The 23386-nt window shown below is 73.6% G+C and carries 16 protein-coding genes; 3 read left to right on the forward strand and 13 right to left on the reverse strand.

Annotated elements, in window-relative coordinates; translation table 11 throughout:
- Positions 1 to 33: 33 nt before the first annotated feature.
- From QA634_RS11145 to QA634_RS11155, 3 genes are all read right to left on the reverse strand, one after another.
- Positions 34 to 1650 (reverse strand): AMP-binding protein, encoded by a 1617-nt coding sequence (locus tag QA634_RS11145; RefSeq protein ID WP_012332069.1) that lies wholly within the window; start codon positions 1648 to 1650, stop codon positions 34 to 36.
- A complete protein-coding gene (locus QA634_RS11150) occupies positions 1647 to 2246 on the reverse strand; it encodes a nitroreductase family protein (protein ID WP_012332070.1) in 600 nt (199 codons plus the stop codon). The genes QA634_RS11145 and QA634_RS11150 overlap by 4 nt, the downstream gene beginning before the upstream one ends.
- Before the next feature lie 74 nt (positions 2247 to 2320).
- Positions 2321 to 2791 (reverse strand): Lrp/AsnC ligand binding domain-containing protein, encoded by a 471-nt coding sequence (locus QA634_RS11155; RefSeq protein WP_012332071.1) that lies wholly within the window; start codon positions 2789 to 2791, stop codon positions 2321 to 2323.
- Between the two features lie 112 nt (positions 2792 to 2903).
- On the opposite strand from QA634_RS11155, the gene putA reads away from it, so the two are divergent.
- Positions 2904 to 5990, forward strand: a complete 3087-nt coding sequence (putA, locus tag QA634_RS11160; RefSeq protein ID WP_012332072.1) for a bifunctional proline dehydrogenase/L-glutamate gamma-semialdehyde dehydrogenase PutA — start codon at positions 2904 to 2906, stop codon at positions 5988 to 5990.
- A gap of 653 nt (positions 5991 to 6643) precedes the next feature.
- Positions 6644 to 8308 (forward strand): diguanylate cyclase domain-containing protein, encoded by a 1665-nt coding sequence (locus tag QA634_RS11165; RefSeq protein ID WP_012332073.1) that lies wholly within the window; start codon positions 6644 to 6646, stop codon positions 8306 to 8308.
- A gap of 18 nt (positions 8309 to 8326) precedes the next feature.
- On the opposite strand, the gene QA634_RS11170 is transcribed toward QA634_RS11165, so the two are convergent.
- The 8 genes from QA634_RS11170 to ureC all read right to left on the reverse strand — a co-directional run bounded on the left by QA634_RS11170 (position 8327) and on the right by ureC (position 20416).
- Positions 8327 to 10093: a hybrid sensor histidine kinase/response regulator gene (locus tag QA634_RS11170; protein ID WP_012332074.1), complete on the reverse strand. Its 1767-nt coding sequence runs from the start codon at positions 10091 to 10093 to the stop codon at positions 8327 to 8329.
- A complete protein-coding gene (locus tag QA634_RS11175) occupies positions 10075 to 10536 on the reverse strand; it encodes a response regulator (RefSeq protein WP_012332075.1) in 462 nt (153 codons plus the stop codon). Before QA634_RS11175 ends, QA634_RS11170 begins: the two co-directional genes overlap by 19 nt.
- Positions 10529 to 12817, reverse strand: coding sequence for an ATP-binding protein (locus QA634_RS11180; protein WP_012332076.1), 2289 nt, complete (start codon positions 12815 to 12817; stop codon positions 10529 to 10531). Before QA634_RS11180 ends, QA634_RS11175 begins: the two co-directional genes overlap by 8 nt.
- Positions 12818 to 13302: 485 nt before the next feature.
- Positions 13303 to 14952 (reverse strand): ABC transporter ATP-binding protein, encoded by a 1650-nt coding sequence (locus QA634_RS11185; RefSeq protein WP_012332077.1) that lies wholly within the window; start codon positions 14950 to 14952, stop codon positions 13303 to 13305.
- Positions 14949 to 15812 (reverse strand): ABC transporter permease, encoded by an 864-nt coding sequence (locus QA634_RS11190; protein WP_283027491.1) that lies wholly within the window; start codon positions 15810 to 15812, stop codon positions 14949 to 14951. Before QA634_RS11190 ends, QA634_RS11185 begins: the two co-directional genes overlap by 4 nt.
- On the reverse strand, positions 15809 to 16750 hold the full coding sequence (locus QA634_RS11195; RefSeq protein WP_012332079.1) for an ABC transporter permease: 942 nt from the start codon (positions 16748 to 16750) through the stop codon (positions 15809 to 15811). Before QA634_RS11195 ends, QA634_RS11190 begins: the two co-directional genes overlap by 4 nt.
- A gap of 10 nt (positions 16751 to 16760) precedes the next feature.
- Complete coding sequence (locus tag QA634_RS11200) at positions 16761 to 18353, reverse strand: ABC transporter substrate-binding protein (RefSeq protein ID WP_012332080.1); 1593 nt, start codon at positions 18351 to 18353, stop codon at positions 16761 to 16763.
- Between the two features lie 335 nt (positions 18354 to 18688).
- On the reverse strand, positions 18689 to 20416 hold the full coding sequence (gene ureC, locus QA634_RS11205; RefSeq protein WP_012332081.1) for an urease subunit alpha: 1728 nt from the start codon (positions 20414 to 20416) through the stop codon (positions 18689 to 18691).
- A 125-nt stretch (positions 20417 to 20541) separates the two neighbouring features.
- Between ureC and QA634_RS11210 the strand changes: the two genes are divergently transcribed.
- On the forward strand, positions 20542 to 21675 hold the full coding sequence (locus QA634_RS11210; RefSeq protein WP_012332082.1) for a T4 RnlA family RNA ligase: 1134 nt from the start codon (positions 20542 to 20544) through the stop codon (positions 21673 to 21675).
- 23 nt (positions 21676 to 21698) lie between these two features.
- Here QA634_RS11210 and QA634_RS11215 read toward each other — a convergent pair whose 3' ends face one another.
- Together QA634_RS11215 and QA634_RS11220 are read right to left on the reverse strand one after the other, a co-directional pair.
- Positions 21699 to 22319 (reverse strand): urease subunit gamma, encoded by a 621-nt coding sequence (locus QA634_RS11215; RefSeq protein WP_012332083.1) that lies wholly within the window; start codon positions 22317 to 22319, stop codon positions 21699 to 21701.
- Positions 22320 to 22395: 76 nt separating this feature from the next.
- Positions 22396 to 23244 (reverse strand): urease accessory protein UreD, encoded by an 849-nt coding sequence (locus QA634_RS11220; RefSeq protein WP_012332084.1) that lies wholly within the window; start codon positions 23242 to 23244, stop codon positions 22396 to 22398.
- Between the last annotated feature and the right edge of the window lie 142 nt (positions 23245 to 23386).

The following is a 23386-nucleotide window of genomic DNA, read 5'->3' on the forward strand; positions in this document are numbered from 1 at the left end:
CCGCCCTCCCGACCGGGCCGGGCCACCTCCGGCTCAGCCCTCGTCCCGCAGCACCCTCCGGATGATCTTCCCCGTCGTGGTGAGCGGCAGGCTGGAGCGGAACGCGATCTCGCGGGGATATTCGTGGGCCGAGAGGTGCCGGCGCACGAAATCCTGGATCTCGGTCGCCAGCGCGGCGGAGGCGGCGAAGCCGGGCCGCAGCACCACGAAGGCCTTGACGATCTCGGTCCGCACCGGATCGGGCTTGCCCACCGCCGCCGCGAGGGCCACCGCCGGATGGCGCAGGAGGCAATCCTCGATCTCGCCCGGCCCGATCCGGTAGCCCGACGAGGTGATGACGTCGTCGTCGCGCCCGACGAAGTGCACGTAGCCGTCCGCGTCCACCCGCCCCTGGTCGCCCGTCGTCATCCAGTCACCGAGGAATTTCCGCGCGGTCGCCGCCTCGTCGCGCCAGTAGCCCAGGAACATCACCGGGTCGGGCCGCGCCACCGCGATCTGGCCGATCTCGTCGGGATCCGCCGCCGTCCCGTCCGGGCGGATCACCGCGACCCGGTGGCCCGGGACGGGCTTGCCCGTCGAGCCGGCCCGGGCGAGGCCGAGCGCCGCGCAGGAGGCCAGGACGAGGTTGCACTCGGTCTGGCCGTAGGCCTCGTTGACCGTCAGGCCGAGGGCGTCCCGCGCCCAGGCGAAGGTCTCCGGCCCGAGCATCTCCCCCGCCGAGGCGAGGGTGCGCAGGCGCGAGAGGTCGAACCGGGCGCGCGGCCGCGCCACCGTGCGCAGCATCCGCAGGGCCGTCGGCGGCACGAAGGCGTTGGCGACCGCGTGGTCCGCGATCAGCCGCAGCGCCTCCTCGGGCTCGAACTTCTCGGCCTTGCGCGCCACCACCGCCACCCCGTGATGCAGGCTCGGCAGCAGCGCGTTGAGGAGGCCGCCGGCCCAGGCCCAGTCGGCCGGGGTCCACATCCGGTCGCCCGGGCGCGGCATGAAGTCATGCATCATGGCGAAGCCCGGCAGGTGGCCGAGCAGCACCCGGTGCCCGTGGAGCGCGCCCTTGGGCGGCCCCGTCGTGCCCGAGGTGTAGATCATCAGCGCCGGGTCGTCGGGGCCGGTCTCGACCGGTGCGAGGGCCGGCGCGGCGGCCTCCAGGAGCGCGGCGAAGCCGAGCGCGCCGTCCCCCGGCCCGTCCGTCGAGACGACGAGGGCGAGCTCGGGCAGCGCGTCGCGCAGGGGCAGGAGCTTGGCGACCCCGCCCGCATGGGTGACGACGGCCTTCGCCCCGGAATCGCCGAGGCGGTGGAGGAGCGCGTCCGGGCCGAACACCACCGCGAGCGGCAGCGCCACGGCCCCGAGCTTGTAGACCGCGAGATGCGCGATCAGCACGGCGGGCGATTGCGGCAGCAGCACCGCCACCCGGTCGCCGCGGGCGATTCCGAGCGCCCGGAGCGCGTTGGCGAAGCGGTCGGAGGCCTCGCGCAGGGCCGCGAAGCTCCAGGTCTCGACCCGGCCGTCCGCCGAGACGTCGAGGAGGGCCGGTCGCTGCGGATCCGCCGCCGCCCAGCGGTCGCAGACGTCGACCGCGATGTTGTAGCGCTCCGGGATCCGCCAGCGGAACCCGGAGCGGAACGCCTCGTAGGTGGCGGCCGCGCTCACGCCTCGCGCGCCGGGAAGGCGCCCGCGAAGGCGAAGTCGCCGATCGGGTGGCGGCCGTTCGGGGTCTCGCGGGCGCGCAGCTCCTCCGGCAGCGTCGCCGGATCGGACCGGCGCCCGACCGCGAAAGCGGCCTCGACGCGGTGGTTCGCCGGCAGGTTGAGCGCGACCGGCGCCCGCTCCTTGTCGAAGCCGGTCATGCCGTGGGCGTGCCAGCCGAGCTTGATCGCCTGGAGCTGGAACAGGGCCGAGGCGGTGCCGGTGTCGAAGGAGGCGCTCCAGGAGGGCTGGAGCCCGTCCTTGGTGTTCATCATCTGGTTCGAGACCAGGAACAGCAGCGCCCCCGCGCCCTTCACCCAGCCCTGGTTGAAGGGCACGAGCAGGTCGAAGAGCGGGCCCCATTCGGGCGTGTCGCGCAGCGCGTAGACGAAGCGCCAGGGCTGCGAATTGTAGCTCGACGGGGCCCAGCGCGCCGCCTCGATCATGGTGAGGAGGTCGGCCCGCGTCAGCGCCTCGCCCGTGAAGGCGCGGGGCGACCAGCGCTCGAGGAAGAGGGGATCGATCGGGTGGTCGGCGGTGCGGGAATTGGCTGACGTCACGGCAGTCTCCGGAACGGACGCGCCTTCCTGCCAGCCCGGCGCGCCCTTGTCACGCTCGCGGGGACAGACCTGCCCTACAGCGGCAGAAGGCCGTCGCTCTTGACCTCCTCCATCACCGCGTAGGTGCGCGTCTCGGTCACGCCCGGCAGGGCGAGCAGCACCTCGCCGAGGAAGCGGCGATAGGCCGGCATGTCGGCGACCCGGGTCTTGACGAGGTAGTCGAAGCCGCCCCCGACCATGTGGCACTCCAGCACCTCCGGCGCCCGCCGCACGGCCGCGGCGAAGCGCGCGAAGATGTCCGGGGTCGTCTTGTCGAGGGAGACTTCCACGAAGACGAGGAGGCTGAGGCCGAGCCGGTGCGGGTCGAGCCGCGCGCCGAAGCCGGTGATGACCCCCTCCTTCTGCAGGCGCCGCAGCCGCTCCCCGGTCGCGGTCGGGGACAGCCCGATCCGCTCCGCGAGGTCCACGGTGGCGATCCGCCCCTCCCGCTGCAGCACGCCGAGGATCCGCCTGTCGGTGCGGTCGAGTCCTCCCGCGGATGTCACGGCCGAATGCTCCTATTGCCGCCGATCCGGCGCCTCGGCCGGGTTTATCGCCGTCGAACGGCGGCGTCACCGGGGTTAGGCTGGGACTCGCCGCTCTCCCAGGGTCCCCCCGATGCCCGCCCCGCTTCCGCTCTTCCAGGCCCCCTACGCCTCCGACGACGTCGCCCTCGCGCGCGCCCTCTTCGCGGGCGCCGCCCTGCCGCCTTCCCGCGAGGCGCGGGTCGATGCCCTCGCCCGCGACCTCGTCGGGGCGATCCGGGCCGAGGCCGGGCGGATCGGCGGCGTCGAGGCGCTGCTGCGCGAATACGCGCTGTCCACCAAGGAGGGCCTCGCCCTGATGGTGCTGGCCGAGGCGCTGCTGCGGGTGCCGGACGCCGCCACCGCCGACCGGCTGATCGAGGACAAGCTGCGGCTCGGGGGCTTCGACCTCCACGCCACCCGCTCGGAGGCGCTGCTCGTCCACGCCTCCGCCTGGGCCCTCGGCCTCTCGGCCCGGATCATCCAGCCCGGCGAGACCCCCGAGGGCATCCTGCACGGCCTCGCCCGCCGCCTCGGCCTGCCCGCCGTGCGCCAGGCCGCGCGCCAGGCCATGCGGGTGATGGGCAACCACTTCGTCCTCGGCGAGACGATCGAGGCGGCGCTCAAGCGCGCCGGCAGCGGTCAGGGCCGGCTCTACCGCTACTCCTTCGACATGCTCGGGGAGGGGGCGCGCACGGCCGAGGACGCGGCCGGCTACGCGGAGGCCTACCGGGCGGCGATCGAGGCGATCGGCCGCGCCGCCGGCAACCGGCCGCTGCCGGACCGGCCCGGCATCTCGGTCAAGCTCTCGGCCCTGAACCCGCGCTACGAGCCCCTGAGCCGCGGCCGGGTGATGGACGAACTCGTGCCGGTGCTGCTCTCCCTGGCGCGGGCGGCCCGCGCCCACGACCTCAACTTCACGGTCGATGCCGAGGAGGCGGACCGGCTCGAACTCTCCCTCGACGTCGTCGCGGCGGTGCTGGCCGATCCCTCCCTCGCCGGCTGGGACGGGTTCGGCCTCGCGGTCCAGGCCTATCAGAAGCGCTGCCTGGCGGTGATCGACCACGTGGCGCTGCTGGCCGAGCGCCTGGACCGGCGCCTGATGGTCCGCCTCGTCAAGGGCGCCTACTGGGACACCGAGGTGAAGCGCGCCCAGGAGCGGGGGCTTGCCGACTTCCCCGTCTTCACCCGCAAGAGCATGACGGACCTGAACTACCTCGCGGCCGCCGAGCGGCTGCTGGCGCACCGGCCGCGGCTCTTCCCGCAATTCGCCACCCACAACGCGCTCACGGTCGCCTCCATCGTCGAGCGGGCGGGGCCCGATCCGGGCAGCTACGAGTTCCAGCGCCTGCACGGCATGGGCGAGGCGCTCTACGCGCACCTGCTCGCGGCCGTGCCCGGGACGGCCTGCCGCACCTACGCGCCCGTCGGGGGCCACCGCGACCTCCTCGCCTACCTGGTGCGCCGCCTCCTGGAGAACGGGGCCAATTCCTCCTTCGTCTCGCAGGCGGCGGATCCCGCGGTGCCGGTGGCGACGCTGCTGCGCCGGCCGGCCGAGAGCGTCGGCGCGCCCGAGCAGGCCCGCCACGCGGGTCTGCGCCGGGCGCGCGACCTGTTCGCCCCCGACCGTGCGAACTCCGCGGGCGTCGAGTTCGGGGATCGGCGCGCCCTCGCGGCGCTGCTCGGCGAGATCCGCGCGGCCGCCGGCCCGGGCGAGGCCGCGCCGCTCGTCGACGGCCGCGCCGAGGCCGGGGCCGCGCGCCCGGTCCTCAGCCCGATCGACGGGGGCCCTCTCGGCCGCGTCGCGGAAGCCTCCCCGGAGACCGCCGACCGGGCCGTCGCGGCGGCGCGCGCGGGGTTCCGGAGCTGGAGCCGCGTGCCGGCCGAGAGCCGCGCCGCCGCGCTCGACCGCGCCGCCGACGCGCTGGAGGCGGCGCGCGGACGGCTCCTCCACCTGCTCCAGGCCGAGGCCGGCAAGACCCTCGACGACGCCCAGGCCGAGCTGCGCGAGGCGGTGGATTTCTGCCGCTACTACGCCTGCGAGGGACGGCGCCTGTTCGGCGAGCCCCTCGCCCTGCCGGGGCCGGCCGGGGAGAGCAACCGCCTCGCCCTGCGCGGCCGGGGCGTGTTCGTGGCGATCTCGCCCTGGAACTTCCCGCTCGCCATCTTCACCGGGCAGGTCGCCGCGGCCCTGATGGCCGGCAACGCCGTGGTGGCCAAGCCCGCCGAGCAGACCCCCCTCGTCGCCGCCGAGGCCGTGCGCCTCCTCCACGGCGCCGGCATCCCGCCCGCCGCCCTGCAGTTCGTGCCCGGGGACGGCGCGGTGGGCGCGCGGCTCGTCGCCCATCCGGCCGTGGCGGGCGTCGCCTTCACGGGCTCGACCGAGGTGGCGCGCGCCATCAACCGCGCGCTCGCCGCCAAGGACGGCCCGATCGTGCCGCTGATCGCCGAGACCGGCGGCATCAACGCGATGCTGGTCGACGCGACGGCCCTGCCCGAGCAGGTCGCGGACGACGTCGTCACCTCGGCCTTCCGCTCCGCCGGTCAGCGCTGCTCGGCCCTGCGCCTGCTCCTGGTGCAGGAGGACGTCGCCGACCGGATGATCCGCATGATCGCGGGCGCGGCCCGGGAGCTGCGCCTCGGCGATCCCCGCGACCCGGCCGTGCAGATCGGCCCGGTGATCGACGGGGAGGCCAAGGCGCGGCTCGACGCGCACGCGGCCGCCATGCGGCGCTCGGCCCGCCCGCACCACGTCGGCGAGGCCCCGGCGGGCGGCTTCTACGTGGCGCCCCAGATCTACGAGATCCCCGGTCCCGAAGCCCTGCGCGAGGAGGTGTTCGGGCCGATCCTGCACGTCGCCCGCTACGCGGCGGCGGATCTCGACCGGGTCCTGGAGGCGATCGAGGCCACCGGCTACGGGCTCACCCTCGGCGTCCATTCGCGCATCGAGGCGACGGTCGCCCGGGTGGTGGACCGGCTCTCCACCGGCAACGTCTACGTCAACCGCAACATCATCGGGGCGGTGGTGGGCGTGCAGCCCTTCGGCGGCAGCGGCCTCTCCGGCACGGGTCCGAAGGCCGGCGGGCCGCACTACCTCGCGCGCTTCGCCACCGAGCAGACCGTCACGGTCAACACCGCCGCGGCCGGGGGCGACGCGGCGCTCCTGGCGACCGAGGGGTGAGCGGTCGACCATCCCTCGACCCCCGGCAGGACGACCCTGCCGGGATGACGGCTTGCACGAGGTCGAGGGCCTGGATCGACCGCGAAGACCGGGCCATGCGGCCGGACGCCGATCGCCCTCGCACCGTTCCCCCTGCTGAGGTGCGCGCAACGCGAGCCTCGAAGCAGCCCGAACGGTGATCCGGTGAGACGGGATGAGCGGTCAGGGTGCGGTCAGCACATCACCCGAACATTGCCGTCGGCCGCGCCGACGCGATCGCCGGAAGTCGTGCACGTCCCCTGCGCGACCGGGTCCGAGGATCCATCGTCAGTCTCCGGCGACGGCGGGGGCGCTGGGCCGACGCCGCTCGGCCGGACCGAGATGGGCGCCTCGCCGCGCCCGGGCGGGGCCGCCCGTCGTCATCGCGGTTCGGCCGCTCCGCGCGCCCGCGACTGCTCGGATCGGTCGCGCAGCACTTCCATTCCCAACGAATTCGCCGTCGGAATGGCCGATAGTCTGGTTAAATATTGCGCTGTGTTGCTTGCCATTGCTGAGTTAGGATCAAAATCCATCGTATTCCCGCACCGAGACTTACTCGAATTTGAGTGAATGATCGGATGTTAATGGCTGGCCGCTACGCCTCGGGCTCGGCTCGATGGCGGAACACGGCGGATATGGGGCGCGACATCCTCTGCTCGACCGGGCGGCACCACGGACGGGTGCCGCTCATCGCCCGCGTGGCGGCAGGCCTCTGCCTCGGCCGTCCCGGCGAGCCGGCCCGGCCGCGGCGCGGTGCGGCCGCGCGGGCCGCGGCCGGGCTCGCGGCGCTCTCCCTGGCCGCGAGCCCCGCGGCGGGCGCGGGTCCGGAGGCGGCCGCGCCGCGCCGGGAGCAGCGCGGCGGCCCGCTCGCCCTCGGCATCGTCGTCACCGCGACGACGATCCTCGGCTTCGCGGCGGCGGCGCTGGTGGCCGAGCGGCTGCGGCTCGCCAACCGGGCGCTCCGCGGGCGCGAGGAGGATCTCACGCGCCAGACGGCGCAGTTCGACGCCGCCCTCGCGGCAATGTCGCAGGGCCTGTGCCTGTTCGATCCCGCCGGCCGGCTCGTCATCGCGAACCGGCGCGTGCGGGAGATCTACCGGCTCGGTCCCGACGACCTCGCCGTCGGCGATACGCTGGAGGAGGTGCTGCGGGCGCTCTGCCCCACGCAGGGCGAGCGGGACGCCCTCGCGGCCTTCCACGGCGGCGCCGGCCGATCCGGGCCGTCTCCCCTCTACCACCAGGCGGTGGCGCCGGATCGGATCGTGGCGATCTCCCACGCGCAGGTCGCCGACGGGGGCTTCCTCGCGACCTACGAGGAGGTGACCGAGCGCTGCCGCGCGGAAGCGGCCCTGCGCGCCAGCGCGGCGGCGCTGCGGGCGAGCGAGGAGCGCCTCGCCTTCGCCCTCGACAGCGGCACCGACGGGCACTGGGACTGGAACCTGGCGAGCGGGGAGATCTGGTTCTCGGACCGCTGGCTGGCGATGCTCGGCTACGCGCCGGGGGAACTCGCCGGGACGCGGGAGAGCTGGGAGCAGCTCTGCCATCCGGAGGACCGCCCGCGGGTGCTGCGGCAGCTCGCCGCCCATCTCGAGGGGCGCGAGCCCGCCTTCGTCTGCGAGCAGCGGCTGCGGCACCGGAACGGCACCTACGCGTGGATCCTCGCCCGCGGCCGGGTGATGCGCCGCAGCCCGGCCGGCGCGCCGCTCACGATGGTGGGGACTCATCTCGACATCACGCACCGCAAGGAGGCCGAGGCGCGCGCGGCCCATCTGGCGAGCCACGACCCGCTCACCGGATTGCCCAACCGCCTGCTGTTCCAGGAGCGCCTCGCGCGCCACCTCGCCGAGACCCGCAGCCGCGGCGTCCCCTGCGCGGTGCTCTGCCTCGATCTCGACGGCTTCAAGGCGGTCAACGACAGCCTCGGCCACCCGATCGGCGACGCGCTCCTGCGCGAGGTGGCGGACCGCATCCGGGCGACCCTGCGGGCGAGCGACACGGTCGCGCGCCTGGGCGGCGACGAGTTCGCCGTGCTGCTGCCGGGCCACCAGCCGCGCGAGCGCTCCGGCCGGGTCGCCGAGCGGCTGATCGACGCCGTGCGCGAGCCCCTGCGGCTGAAGGAGATGCAGGTCGTCGTCGGGGTGAGCATCGGCATCGCGGTCGCGCCGGAGGACGGGCTCGACGAGGACGATCTGATCCGCCGGGCCGACGTGGCGCTCTACCGGGCGAAGGGCGGGGGCCGGAACACCTACCGGTTCCACGAGGCGGAGGCGGCGCAGGACCGGCTGCGCGCCGCGGGGTGAGCCGGACGCGGGTCCGGCTCAGGCGCGCGCCACCCCGGGGGCGCGGGGCGCCGGCGCGCCGAGCGCCACGAGGCGCAGGGCCGGGCGCGGCCGGGCGAGGGCGGCCACCTTGCGCTCGAGCTCGCCGTCGCGGAACGGCTTCTGGACGATGCGCTCCTCGCCCGCCATGCCGATCGCCTGCAGCGCCTCGGTGTCGGCGAAGCCCGTCACGAACAGCACCGGCAGGCCCGGCCAGCGCCGGCCGATCTCGGCCGCCACCTCGGCGCCGTTCATGCCCGGCATGGCGAAGTCGAGCACCACGCCGTCGACCGGCCCGTCGCGCTCCAGCGCCTGGAGGGCCGAGAGCCCCGAGCCGGCCTCGCGCACCGCGTAGCCGAGGCCGCCGAGCTTGGCGGCCGTCACCTCCCGCACCGCGCTGTCGTCGTCCACCACGAGCAGCACCGGCGCCCGCCCGTCCCGCCCGATCTCGGCGCCGGCCGGGCGCAGCGGCGCGCGTTCCGCCACGAGCCCCGGCAGGGCGGCCCGCGGCAGGTAGACCTTCACCGAGGTGCCCTCGCCGACCCGCGTGTCGATGCGCACGCCCCCGCCCGATTGCTTGGCGAAGCCGTAGACCTGGGCGAGGCCGAGGCCCGAGCCCTTGCCGACCTCCTTTGTGGTGAAGAAGGGCTCGAAGACCCGCGCCAGCACGGCGGGCGGGATGCCCGATCCCGTGTCGCAGACCGCCACCATCACGTAGTCCCCGGGCGGTGGTTCCTCGGCGCGGTGGGGCTCGTCGAGGAGGCGGACATTCGCCGTCTCGATGGTGAGCCCGCCCCCCACCGGCATCGCGTCCCGGGCATTGATGCAGAGGTTGAGGATGACGAGTTCGATCTGGGTCGCGTCGACCAGGGCCGGCCAGAGATCGGGCTGCAGCGAGGTCTCGATGCGGACCGCCCCGCCGATCGAGCTCTGCAGGAGGTCGCGCATCGCCGCCACCGTCTGGTTGAGCTGGACCGGCGTCGGCTCGAGGCGCTGGCGGCGCGAGAAGGCCAGGAGCTGCGAGGTCAGCCGCGCCCCCCGCTCGGCCGCCCCCCGCATCATCGCGAGGCGCCGGCGCGTGCGCTCGTCGGTGGCGAGCGGCTCCAGGAACTCGATATTGCCGACGATCACGGTGAGGAGGTTGTTGAAGTCGTGGGCGACGCCGCTCGTCAGCTGGCCGATCGCCTCCAGGCGCTGGGCCTGCCGCAGCGCCTCCTCGGCCCGCTCGCGCTCGACGATCTGCGACTGGAGCGCGAGGTTGGCGGCGGCGAGTTCGGCCGTGCGGGCGGCCACCCGCGCCTCCAGGGTCTCGTTGAGGTCGCGCAGGGCCTGCTCGGCCGCCCGCCTCTCCGCGAGCGCCCGGGCCTCCGCCAGGGCGCGGATCAGCACGCGCGGCAGCCGGTCGAGGCGCTGCTTGGTGACGTAGTCGGTGGCGCCGTTCTTCAGGGCCTCCACCGCCACGTCCTCCCCGAGCGTGCCGGAGACGAACACGAAGGGGATGTCCGGGCAGAGCCGGCGGGCGATGGTGAGGGCGCTCAGGCCGTCGAAGGCCGGCAGCACGTAATCGGCGAGGATGAGGTCGCTGCCGCTTCGGGCGGCGGCGGCCTCGAAGGCCTCCCGGGTCATCACCCGCTCGATCGCGTGGTCGATCCGCGCGTCGTCGAGGACGACGCACAGCAATTCGGCGTCGAGGTCGCTGTCCTCCAGCAGGAGGATGCGCAGCGGCCCGTCGCCGAGGGAGCCGTCCGTCAGGCGTTCGATGGCCAACCTCCCTTGCGCGGCGGCGGCTCGTTGAGCACGGCCCAGAACACGCCGAGGTCCTGGATCGCCTCGAAGAACTCCTTGAACCCCACGGGCTTCACCACGAAGGCGTTCACCCCGAGTTCGTAGGAGCGCACGAGGTCGGTCTCTTCCCGGGAGGAGGTCAGCATGACGATCGGGACGAGGCGCATCCGCGCGTCGCCCTTCACGGCGGCGAGCACTTCGAGCCCGTCGACCTTGGGCAGCTTCAGGTCGAGCAGCACCACGGCCGGGTCGCGCGGGTCCCGGTCCTCGTAGCGGCCGCGCCGGAAGAGGTAGTCGAGCGCCTCCGCGCCGTCGCGGCAGATCACGATCTCGTTGGCGAGCTGGCTCTTGTCCAGGGCCGCCAGGGTCAGTTCGATGTCGTTGGGATTGTCCTCCACCAGGAGGATCGGCTTCAGATCAGCCACGGTGCCGGGCCTCCGGGCGGGTGGGCAGGGTGAAGTGGAACGTGGCGCCCGCGCCGAGCGAGCCCTCCGCCCAGGTCCGGCCGCCGTGCCGCTCGACGATGCGGCGGACATTGGCGAGGCCGATCCCCGTTCCCTCGAACTCCTCGACGCGATGCAGCCGCTGGAACACGCCGAACAGCTTGTTCACATAGGCCATATCGAAGCCCACGCCATTATCGCGCACAAAGAAAATCGCCTCGCCCTCGGCGTCCGGGCCGCGGCCGACCTCGATCACCGCCTCGTCGCGGCCGCGCGTGTACTTCACGGCGTTGGAGAGCAGGTTCTCCACCACGAGGCGCAGCATCAGCGGGTCGGCATAGACCCGCCCGAGGGAGCCCACCTGCCAGCGGATGCTGCGCTCCGGGGGCACGTCGCGCATCACTTTGCGCCGCACCTCCTCCACCAGGAGGTTCATGTCGCCGGAGACCCGGTTGAGGGCGTTGCGCCCCATCTGCGAGAAGGTGAGCAGGTTGTCGACCAGGGTCCCGGCCGAGAAGGCGGCCTCGATGATCGTGTCGACGTAGTGCCGCCCCTTCTCGGTGAGCCGGTCGCCCTCCCGCGAGCGCAGGAGTTCCGAGTAGCCGACGATGTGGCGGAACGGCGCGCGCAGGTCGTGGCTCACCGAGTACGAGAAGGCCTCGAGCTCCTTGTTGGAGCGCGTCAGCTCGTCGGTCATGGCGGCGAGCTCCTCGGCCCGGCGCAGCACGATCCCGAGCACCGCCGCGCGCAGGTCCTTGGCCGCGTCGATCTCGGCCTCCGACCACGGCAGCGAGCGGCCCTGCACGGTCTCCTTCCAGATCTCGAAGGAGCGGCGCGGATGCAGCCGGACGGAGCCGTCGGCCTCGTTGCGGGTGGCGGGCTTGGCGGGGTTGCCGCCCCACCGCACGGTGCGCACCACCTCGGGCCTGAACCAGAGGACGTAGCTCGCGTATCTCTTCGAGATCGAGATCGCCAGGAGTCCGCTCGCCCGGGCCGCGTGGATGCGGGCCTCGGGCAGGGCCTCGCCGAGCGCGTCGGTGACGACCACGTCCTCGTCCGGATGGGCGTGGGCGAGCCAGGCGTAGAGGCCGCGCACCGCGTCCTCGCCGGGCGTCTCGCCGAGCAGCCGGCACTGCTCGCCGGTGACGATCGCCGCGCCCGCCGCGTCCGCGAGGGCGAGCACGTCCTCCGGGTGGCGCAGCAGCCCGTCCAGGAAGCTCTCCTCCTCGGCCATGTGGCCGAGGAGCCGGGCCGCGATGCCGCCGAGGCGCAGGCGCTGCTCCGCCAGGGCGCCGCGCTCCTTGGAGGCGAGCTGCAGGGCGAAGATCCGGGTGAGGAAGTCGCAGGCGTTGCGGGCCTGCAGGGGTACCCGGCGCGGAATCTTGTTGTGGCAGGAGATCAGCCCCCAGAGCGCCCCGTCGACCAGGATCGAGACCGACATCGAGGCCATCGTGCCCATGTTGCGCATGTACTCGACGTGGACGGGCGAGACGCTGCGCAGGATCGACTGGCTGAGGTCGAGGGGGCGCCCGCTCGACGGGGTCAGCGTCGGGCGGATCGGGACGGGCGCGTAGGCCGCGTCCGGGATGATGCGCAGGCGGTTGCGCCGGTAGAGTTCGCGGGCCTGGGCCGGGATGTCGGAGGCGGGGAAGCGCAGGTCGAGGTAGGAGGGCAGGACGCCGTTGCCGTCCTCGGCCACGACCGTACCGTTCCAGTCCCGGTCGAAGCGGTAGACCAGGGCGCGGTCGAACCCCGTGATGTGGCGGATGTCCCGGGCCAGGAGTGCGCAGAGCTCGGGCACCGAACCCGCCCCGTGCAGCCCCTCCACGAAGGCGTTGAGCCGGGGATGGAGCGCGTCCAGGCTCGCATCCGTGCCCGCGGCCTCGGAGGATTCCTCCAGTTCGAGGACGATGAGTCCTTCGGAGCGATGCAGCGCGAGGTCGTACGCGGTCGGGCCGGCCCGGTTGGCGAGGGTGAGGGTGCGCAGGTAGCGCGCGCCCTCGCGCTCCGCGTGCTCGGCCATGCCGGACGCGACCGCGTCGCGCAGTTCCGGGAAAGCCTCCCGCAGGGGCTGGCCGAGCAGCGCGGCGACCGGCCGGCCCGACCGATCCGGCACGTTGTCGCTGATCTGCACGATGCGCAGGTCCGGTCCCTGGACCGCGAGGAGGAATCCGTGGGGCTGGATGGTCCCGAGGATGTGGATCGGTTCCCGGTCGCAAGCGGTCAACTCGACCGTCTCGGGCAGCCGCGCGGCCGAGCTCAACGTCTCGCCTCCATGATCATCCCCCCTCGGTCACCCGAGCATATATAGGTCATGTGGCTTAGGCGACCCGTGGCGATCGAACTTCAGTCGGGGGAGGGGCTCTGGGGATAACGCCCGCCGGCGGCGGATGGACGCGCACGGCGTCGCCGCGTCCGCGGGCGGAACGCGGGGTCGCTCTCCGGTGAGATGGGCGCCGCGGTCCGACGATTCAGGAGGTCCGCGCCCTCAGCGGGAGCAGCACGGCGAAGGCGACGCGGTTCTTCGTGGAGGCCGGCCCTCAACTGCACAAGGACCAGAATGGCCTCCTCACCATCCGCATCCTCGGCCTCGATCGTTGCGACGTGTGCACGCCGAAGCGGCCGCGTTCGTCGCGAACGACCCGCTCGATCGTATCGTGAAGCGTCGCGCTGCTCTCGGAAGCCGTCATCTGCCCACATTCCCGCTGGAGGCCCGAGAGGAGCCATCCGCGTCAGGCCCGCCGCCCCTCAGCGGCGCCCCGTGGGTGTGTTCCGCGACGCCTCCCCCGCCGCGAGCGCGGCCCCGCCCGGCGCCGCCGCGAACAGGGCGCGGGTGTAGGCGTGGCGCGGCGCCGCGAACAGCGCGGCGGTCTCGCCCTCCTCGACCACCTGCCCGTCCCGCATCACGATCAGCCGGTCGCAGAGCCGCGCCGCCACCCGCAGGTCGTGGGTGATGAACAGGATCGCGAGGCCGAGCCGCTCGCGCACCGCCTCCAGCAGGTCGAGCACCTGCGCCTGGACCGAGACGTCGAGGGCCGAGACCGCCTCGTCGGCGATGAGCAGGTCCGGCTCCATGGCGAGCGCCCGCGCGATGGCGATGCGCTGGCGCTGGCCGCCGGAGAATTCGTGCGGGAAACGGTCGAGCGCGCCCGCGTCGAGGCCGACGAGGCCGACCAGCCGCCGCGCCCGGGCGAGGGCCTCCTCCCGCGGCAGGCCGTAATTGCGCGGTCCCTCGGTGATCGACTGCCCCACGGTCCGGCGCGGGTTGAGGGAGCGGTAGGGGTCCTGGAAGATCACCTGCACCCGCCGCCGGTACGGGTGGAGGGCCCGCCCCGAGAGCCGGGCGATGTCGGTCCCGTCGAGCCGGATCTCGCCGCCGCTCGGATCGACGAAGCGGGCGATGCAGCGGGCGAGCGTCGACTTGCCCGAGCCCGACTCGCCCACGATGCCGAGGGTCTCGCCGGGCTGGAGGGCGAGGCCGACGCCGTCGAGCGCGCGCACGTGGCGCCCGGCGCGCCCGAGCAGCCCCCCGCCATAGGTCTTCTCCAGCCGCCGCACGGCCAGGACCGGGTCCGTAGCGGGCGGGCGGCGGCGCGGCGGGGGCGGCACCGCGGAGGGCACCGCCGCGATCAGCATCCGCGTGTAGGGATCCTGCGGCCGGCGCAGGACCGCGCGGGCGGGGCCGGTCTCGACGAGGCGGCCGCCCCGCATCACCGCGACCCGGTCGGCGATCTCCGCGACCACCCCGAAATCGTGGGTGATGAACAGGATCCCGGTCCCCCGCCGGGCCTGCAATTCGCGCAGCAGCCGCAGGATCTGGGCCTGGGTGGTGACGTCGAGGGCGGTCGTCGGCTCGTCCGCGATGAGCAGCGCCGGATCGTTGGCGAGCGCCATGGCGATCATCGCCCGCTGGCGCTGCCCGCCCGAGAGCTGGTGCGGGTAGGCCCCCGCCATCCGGGCGGGGTCGGGCAGGTGCACGTCGCCCATCAGGGCGAGCACCCGGGCGCGGCGCTCGGCCGCGCTCAGGCGCCCGGCATGCGCCTCCAGGATCTCGTCGATCTGCGCCCCGACGGTCAGGACCGGGTTCAGCGCCGTCATCGGCTCCTGGAACACCATCGCCATCCGGCCGCCGCGCAGGGCGCGCAGGCGCGTAGGCGTCGCCCGCAGCACGTCCTCGCCCTGGAGCAGGATGGCGCCGCGCGACGGTCTCAGGATCGGGGGCAGCAGCCCCATCACGGCGTGGGCCGTCACCGACTTGCCGGAGCCCGATTCGCCGACGACGCAGAGGATCTCCCCCGGCGCGACCGCGAGGCTCAGCGCCTCGACGGCGTGGGCCCGATCGGACAGGCGGGGCAGCGGGATCGTGAGGTCGCGGATCTCCAGGACCGGCGCCGTCATCGCAGGCTCCCGACGCGGCGGGCGAGGCGCGGGTCGAGGGCGTCGCGCAGCCCGTCGCCCAGGATGTTGACGGCGAGCACCGTCGCGGCGACGCAGAGGCCCGGGAAGAGGATCACCCAGGGGGCGAGCTGGAAGCTCTGGCGGCCCTCCGCCATGACGTTGCCCCAGCTCGGCACCTCGGTCGGGATGCCGGCCCCGAGGAAGCTCAGGATCGCCTCGGTGAGCACCGCCGAGGCGCAGACGTAGGTGCCCTGGACGATGAGCGGCGCGATGGTGTTCGGCAGGACGTGGCGCCAGAGCAGCGGGACGAGCCGGGTGCCGGCGCCGATCGCGGCCTCGACGTAGGGCTCCTCGCGCACGGACAGCACCACGCCGCGCACCAGCCGCGCCACCCGGGGGATCTCCGGGATCGCGATCGCCCCGATCACGGTGCCGATCCCGGCGCCCGAGAGCGTCACCAGGGCGATGGCGAGCAGGATCGAGGGGATCGCCATCACCCCGTCCATCACCCGCATGACGATCGCGTCGAGCCAGCGCACGAAGCCCGCGACGAGGCCGATCGCGAGCCCGGCCGCCACCGCGATCGCCGCCACCGCCGCGCCGATGGCGAGCGACACCCGGGCCCCGTAGACGACCCGGCTGTAGACGTCGCGCCCGAAGGCGTCGGTGCCGAACCAGGCGGCGCCCGAGGGCGGGCGCAGGCGCATGCGCGGGCGCAGCTGGATCGGGTCGAGGGTGCCGAGCCAGGGCGCCGCGAGGGCGGCGGCCAGCACCAGCGCGAGCACCGCGAGGCCGAACAGCACGCCCGGATGGCGCAGGGCCGGGGAGCGCGCGGGGACGGGGGCGGCCGCGGCGCTCAATAGCGGATCCTCGGGTCGACCAGCAGGTAGGCGACGTCGATGGCGAGGTTGATCAGCACGTAGAGCCCGGAGAAGAACAGGATCAGGCCCTGGATGACCGGGTAGTCGCGCGAGAGCACCGCGTCGACGGTCAGGCGCCCGAGCCCGGGCAGGTTGAACACGCTCTCCGTGACGACGACGCCGCTGATCAGGAGCGCGATGCCGAGGCCGATCACCGAGATCACCGGCACGGCGGCGTTGCGCAGGGCGTGGCGGCCGAGCACGCGGCGCTCGCTCACGCCCTTGGCCCGGGCGGTGCGGATGTAATCCTCCCCCAGCACCTCCAGCACGCTCGCCCGCGTGGTCCGGGCGATCAGGGCGACGTAGATCACCGAGAGGGTCAGGGTCGGCAGGATCAGCCGCTCGAGGAAGGGCCCGATCCCCTGCGAGGGGCCGACATAGCCCTGGACCGGCAGCAGCCCGAGCTTCATGGCGGCGCCGAAGATCCACAGGTAGCCGAGCACGAACACCGGCACCGAGAAGCCGAGCACCGAGAAGGCCATCACGCCGCGGTCGATCCAGGTGCCGTGCCGCCACGCGGCCACCACCCCGAGCGGCACCGCGACGATCACGGCGAACAGGATCGTGCTGGTGGCGAGCGCCAGGGTCGGCTCGATGCGCTCGCCGATGAGCCGGGTCACCGGCTGGTTCGAGATGATCGAGGTGCCGAGATCCCCGTGCAGCAGGCGCCAGAGCCAGGTGCCGAATTGCTGCAGCACCGGCGCGTCGAGCCCGAGCCGGGCGCGGATCGCGGCGATCTGCTCGGGGCTCGCGGCGTCCCCGGCCAGGATCGCGGCCGGGTCGCCGGGGGCGAGGCGCAGGAGCGCGAACACCACCACCGCCACCACGCCCATCACCGGCAGCGTGGCGGCGAGCCGCCCGGCGATGAACCGGCTCATCGCGCCGCCCTCACGGCTTCTCGATGTTCCAGAACACCGGCGCCGGCCCCTGCAGGATCCCCTTGAGGCTGGCCCGCACCGCCAGCGGCGCCGTGTACTGCCCGGTCGGGTAGTACATGCCGACCTCGAAGGCCCGCTTCTGCACGTCGGCGGCGATCTGCTTCTGCTTGGCCGGGTCGGTCTCGCGGGCATAGGCGTCCCGCATCGCCTCGATCTCCTTGTCCTCGGCCCAGCCGAACCAGCCGCCGGTCCTGCCCTTGCCGTTCACCCCGACATTGGCGATCGGGTTCAGCATGTCGGCGTTGACCCAGGTGGTGTGGAAGATGTTCCAGCCGCCCTGGTCGACGGGATCCTGCTTGGCCCGGCGCCCGACCAGGGTCTGCCAGTCCATCGATTGCAGGTCGACCTTCATGCCGATGGCGCGCAGGGCCTGGGCGGTGACGGGGCCGAGCGGCGCCACGATGGCGAGGTCGGTCGGCTGCATGATCACCACCGGCCGCCCGTCATAGCCGCCCTCCTTGAGGAGCTGCTTGGCGCGGGCGAGGTCGGTCTTGGGCGCGCCCGCCTCTGTGGCGTTCGGCGTGCCGCAGACGAACAGCGCCATGCAGAGCTGCATGTAGTCCGGATTGCCGATCTGCGCGTCGAGGTAATCCTGCTGGGTGAGCGCGAGCATCACCGCCTGCCGGATCTTGGGATTGTCGAAGGGCGGGTTGAGCCAGTTCATCCGCACCATGCCGGAGAAGCCGAGCGGATTGTAGTTGTTGATCACGACGCCCTTGGCGTCCTTCAGGATCGGCAGGAAGTCGTGCGGGGGCTGCTCGATGTAGTCGATTTCGCCGTTGATGAGGGCGTTCACGGCGGTCTGGTAGTCTGGGATGTTGATCCACTCGACGCGGTCGAGCTTGACGACCTTGCCGCCCGCGAGCCAGCTCGGCGGCTCGGCGCGCGGCACGTAGTCGGGGTTCTTCTCGTAGACGGCCTTGAGGCCGGGCTGGAACTCGGCCTTGACGAAGCGGAACGGGCCGGAGCCGATCTCCTCCGGCACGTTCCTGTCGGCCGGGGTCTCGGCGATGCGCCTGGGCATGATGAAGGGCACGTTCGACGACGGCTTGCCCAGGGAGGCGAGCACGAGGCCGTAGGGCTGCTTCAGGGTGAGCGTGAAGGTCCTGTCGTCCACGGCCTTCAGGGCGGCGGTGTACTCCATCAGCTTCTGGCCCATGCCGTCGCGCTTGCCCCAGCGCTGGATCGACGCGATGCAATCCTCGGCCGTGACGGGCGCCCCGTCATGGAACTTGAGCCCGTCGCGCAGGGTGAACGTGTAGGTCAGCTTGTCGTCGCTGACGGCGTAGTCCTTGACCATCTGGGGCTTGATCTCGAACCGCTCGTCGGTGGCGAAGAGCGTGTCGTAGATCATGTAGCCGTGATTGCGGGCGATGTAGGCGGTGGTGATGATCGGGTCGGTGATGCGCAGGCCCGAATGCATCACGACCTTGAGCACCTTCCCGCCCTGGGCGGCCCCGCCCTGCGCGGCGGCCGGGCCGCCCGTCAGTGCCAGCGCCGCCGCGGCCGCCACCGCCATCCGCCTCGTCAGACCCGCCCGCATGCCCGCACTCCCCGCCGAAAGCGTCCCGCGCGCCATGCGCGCCCCGGACCCGTGCCGCCCGGAGCCATCGGACCGGATCGCGCGGCGGGAGTCCAGGGGGGTGGCGGATCCCGGGAGGGATCGGCGGAGGTGCCCGGCCGTCGCAGAGTCGCGGCCGCCACGATTCCATGGCGCGGGATCGGGCTGCGGTGGCGGCGGGCGCGCCGGCGCACGCGCCCCTGAACAGGAAACGCGCGGCCGCCCGGTCCCGGGCGGGGCGCGGGCCGCGATGAATCCGACGATCCCCACGCCGACCGTGTCACCAGGGGCGGGCCGGCGCTCGGCCGCTGGCCAACTCAGAACAGGAAGTAGCGCTGCGCCATCGGCACGATGTCGGCCGGCTCGCAGACCAGCAGCTGCCCGTCCGCCCGCACGTCGTAGGTCTCGGGATCGACCTCGATCACCGGGGTGGCGTCGTTGAGGATCATGCTGCGCTTGCCGATGCCGCCGCGCACGTTCTCGACCGCGACCAGGGGCTTTCGCACCCGCAGCGCCTCCGCGAGCCCGTCCTCCACCGCCGCCCGCGACACGAAGGTGAGGGAGGTCGCGGCCGGCACCCGCCCGAAGGAGCCGAACATCGGCCGGTAATGCACCGGCTGGGGCGTCGGGATCGAGGCGTTGGGGTCGCCCATCGGCGCGGTCGCGATGGCGCCGCCCTTGATCACGAGGTCGGGCTTCACGCCGAAGAAGGCGGGCGACCACAGGACGAGGTCGGCGAGCTTGCCCGGCTCGATCGAGCCGACGTGCCGCGAGACGCCGTGCGCGATGGCCGGGTTGATCGTGTACTTGGCCACGTAGCGCCGGGCGCGCAGGTTGTCGTTGTCGCCCGCCTCGCCCGGCAGGGCGCCGCGCTGGCGCTTCATCTTGTCGGCGGTCTGCCAGGTGCGGATCACCACCTCGCCGACCCGGCCCATCGCCTGGCTGTCGGAGGACATGATCGAGAGCGCGCCGAGATCGTGCAGGATGTCCTCGGCCGCGATCGTCTCCTTGCGGATGCGGCTCTCGGCGAAGGCGAGATCCTCGGGGATCGACGGCGACAGGTGATGGCAGACCATCAGCATGTCGAGGTGCTCGTCGATCGTGTTGCGCGTGTAGGGCCGCGTCGGGTTGGTGGAGGAGGGCAGCACGTTCGGCAGCCCCGCCACCTTGATGATGTCGGGCGCGTGGCCGCCGCCCGCCCCCTCGGTGTGGAAGGCGTGGATGGTGCGGCCCTTGAAGGCCGCGATCGTGTCCTCGACGAAGCCCGATTCGTTGAGCGTGTCGGTGTGGATCATGACCTGCACGTCGTGGGCGTCCGCGACGGTGAGGCAGCAATCGATCGCGGCGGGCGTGGTGCCCCAATCCTCGTGCAGCTTGAGCGCGCAGGCGCCGGCCCGGATCATCTCCTCCAGGCTCTCCGGCCGCGAGGCGTTGCCCTTGCCCGCGAAGGCGAGGTTCATCGGGAAGGCATCGGCCGCCTCGATCATCCGGGCGATGTGCCAGGGACCGGGCGTGCAGGTCGTCGCGAAGGTGCCGTGGGCCGGGCCGGTGCCGCCGCCCAGCATGGTGGTGACGCCGGAATTCAGCGCCTCCTCGATCTGCTGCGGGCAGATGTAGTGGATGTGGCTGTCGAAGCCGCCCGCGGTCAGGATCTTGCCCTCGCCGGCGATCACCTCGGTGCCCGGCCCGACCACGATGGTGACGCCGTCCTGGATGTCCGGGTTGCCGGCCTTGCCGAGGGCCGCGATCCGCCCGCCCTTGAGCCCGACATCGCACTTCACGATGCCCCAATGGTCGAGCACGACCGCGTTGGTGATCACCGTGTCGACGGCGCCCGCTTGGTTGCTCGCCTGGGCCTGGCCCATCCCGTCGCGGATGACCTTGCCGCCGCCGAACTTCACCTCCTCGCCGTAGCGGGTGTGGTCGTGCTCGACCTCGATGATCAGGCAGGTATCGGCGAGCCGGATGCGGTCACCCTTGGTCGGGCCGAACATGCCCGCGTAGGCGGCGCGGGACAAGCTCGCGGGTTTGGGCGTGTTGGACATGGGCTCAGGCGTCCGCTGCGTGAAGTGGGGCCGAATTGACGTAGGGAGAATTGCAGAAACTGCCGTAGACTGCGCGGCGATTCGGCACCGGGCCGGGCCGCGTCACCGTCCGCGGAGGGGATTGCGTGAGATTCGCCACCATCCGCACGCTCGATGACGTGCTGCCGCACGTCTCGTTCGAGCGCGGCTTCGTCGTCGCGCGGGGCCGGGATTGCACGGTCGTCGATCACGTCCGCCCGGTCCCGGAGACGTTCGGTTCGCCGGTCTCGCTCGAATGCCGCGGCCTGAAATTCGACCGGGACGGGCAGATCATCGCCCGCCCGTTCCACAAGTTCTTCGAACTCGGCGAGCGCCAGCGCCTGGAGGAGGTCGACTGGTCGGCGCCGCACGCGGTGCTCGACAAGCTCGACGGCGTGATGGTGCACCCGGTGCTCCTGGACGGGCGCATGGTGTTCATGACCCGCGCGGGCGCCACCGCGCCGGCCCGGGCGGCGCAGGCCGAGGCGAACGCCGCCATCCTCGACCTGTCGCGCTTCCTGGTCGAGGGCGGCATCACCCCGCTCTTCGAGTTCACGTCGCCGGAGGCGCCGGCCATCCTGGCCTGCGAGCGGCCGCTCCTGACGCTGCTCGCCGCGCGCGAGATGGTGTCGGGCGCCTACCTGACCCAGCCCGACCTCGCCGGGTTCGGCATCCGCTTCGGGGTGCGGGTCGTCGCCGCGCGCGGGATGGTCGACGATCCCCGCGCCTTCGTCGCGCGGGCGCGCCGGGAAGAGGGGATCGAGGGCTACGTGGTCGCCTTCGACGACGGCCACCGCGTCAAGGTCAAGACCGAGGCCTACCGGCTGCGCCTGCGCGCGATCACCGGTCTCCAGCGGGAGCGGACCGTGCTCGCCTGGGTGGCGACCGGGGCGGTGGACGAGGTCGCGGCCCTGCTGCCCGCCGAGGCCGCCGCGCGCCTGCGCGACCACGCGGCGGCGTGGTGCGCCGGCCTCGCCACCCAGGCTCGCGCCATCCGGGCCTTCGTGGCGGAGCATGCCGGCCTGCCCGTCGAGGAGGCCGCGGCGCGCGCCCGGGCGCGGTTCGATCCGCGGCTTCACCGCGCGGTCCGCTCGGCCCTCGGCGGCAGGGAGCCCGGCAGCGCGCTGCGCGAGACGCTCCTGCGGGCCGCCGCGAGCGACGCCCAGGCCGATTCCCTGCGCGGTCTCTTCGGCCCGTCCTGGTCCCCGCGCGGCTTGGCGCTGCCCGAGCTGGAACCCTAGGGACCGGCCCGAGGCGGGTCCGGTCACAGCGATCCCATCACGTCGCCGCGGAAGCCGTAGACCGCCCGCGCGCCGCCGAGCGGCACCAGGGCCACCTCGCGGGTGGCGCCCGGCTCGAAGCGCACCGCCGTGCCGGGGGCGATGTCGAGGCGCTGGCCGCGGGCCTTGTCGCGGTCGAAGCGCAGGGCCGGGTTGACCTCGAAGAAGTGGTAGTGCGAGCCGACCTGGATCGGCCGGTCGCCGGTATTCGCCACCTCGACCACCGTGCGCGGCGCGCCCGCGTTGAACACGATCTCGCCGGGCGGGGTCGTGACGGCGCCGGGCACCTCCGGGGAGGGCGCGCCGCGGATCGGGTGGTGCACGGTGACGAGCTTGGTGCCGTCCGGGAAGGTCGCCTCGACCTGGATGTCGTGGATCATCTCCGGCACCCCCTCCATCACCTGGGAGGCGTCGAGCACCTGGGCGCCGGCCTGCATCAGCTCGGCCACCGTGCGGCCGTCGCGGGCGCCCTCGACCACGACATCGGTGATCAGGGCCACCGCCTCGGGGAAGTTGAGCTTCACGCCGCGGGCGAGCCGGTTGCGGGCCACCTGCGCCGCCATGGCGACGAGGAGCTTGTCCTTCTCCCGGGGGGTCAGCAGCACGGGCCATCCTCTCGATTCGGTGCCGCGGTATCGTCGACGAGGCTCCCCGGTGACGCAAGAACCGCGCCGCGCATCCTCAGGTCTGCCAGACCCGCGGCAGCGGGAGGCCCCGGAATCCCTCGAGGATCCGCGTCGCGGCGCGGCGCAGGGGCGCGCTCTCGGGCGCGAGGAGGCGCAGGACCAGGAGGCCGTTCCAGGCGCTCGCGCCGGCCTCGACCCCGAGCGCCGCGCAGCCCGCCGCCGCGATCAGCCCGCGCAGCCCGTCGAGGCGGGACTCGGCGTCGGGCGCCGCGTGCACCAGGGTGGCGACGGCCCGGGCCCCGCCCGCGATGGCCGGGCGGGCGAGGTGCGCCGCGACCGCGCCGTCGAGGCGCAGCGTGTCGGCGTAGACGAGGCGCCCGCCCCGCGCGAGGCGCCACGCGTCGCGGATCTCGCCCTCCCGCACCGTCTCGCCCCTCGCCGAGCGCCCGAAGACCAGCGCCTCGAACAGGGTGAGCGCGGCGTCCGGCGCGATCTCGGCCGTGAGCCGCCGCGACAGGCGGGCGCCGTCGTACAGGATCGTCTCCTGCGGCAGCCAGGCGAGGCGGGCGCGCGGGCCCAGGCGCAGCTCCGCCGCGATCTCCGTGACCGGACCGTCCGAACGGTAGATCTTCTCCGCCGCCGTGGTGGTGAGGACCATGTCGGCGCCCTCGCCGATCTCAGCCGCGACGGCGAAGCGGTCGCCGCAGGCGAGGCCGCCCGCGCTGTTGAGGAGGACGCCTTCGAGCGCCGCGCCCTCGACCCGCGGCAGCCGCAGGCGGAGCGGCCCGGTCTCGGCGAGATCGGTGAGCCGGGTCGTGCCGCCCGCCACCAATCCGGCGCCGAGGGCGACGCGGCCCTCCGAGCGCTGCCGCCGCGGCCAGGACGGGGTGGGGTGGGAGGACATCGGCCCGTTAGACTTGGCCGCGGCCGCGGGCGCAAGTCGCCCCCGCGCAAGACGCCCCCGCGCAAGTCGGCCCGGCGCAAGTCGGCCCGGCGCAAATCGCCTCGGGCCGGCCGCGGGAGTAGAATGCCGGCACGGTCCGCTT

The sequence above is a fragment of the Methylobacterium sp. CB376 genome, assembly GCF_029714205.1.
In the GTDB taxonomy this organism is placed as follows: Bacteria; Pseudomonadota; Alphaproteobacteria; order Rhizobiales; family Beijerinckiaceae; genus Methylobacterium.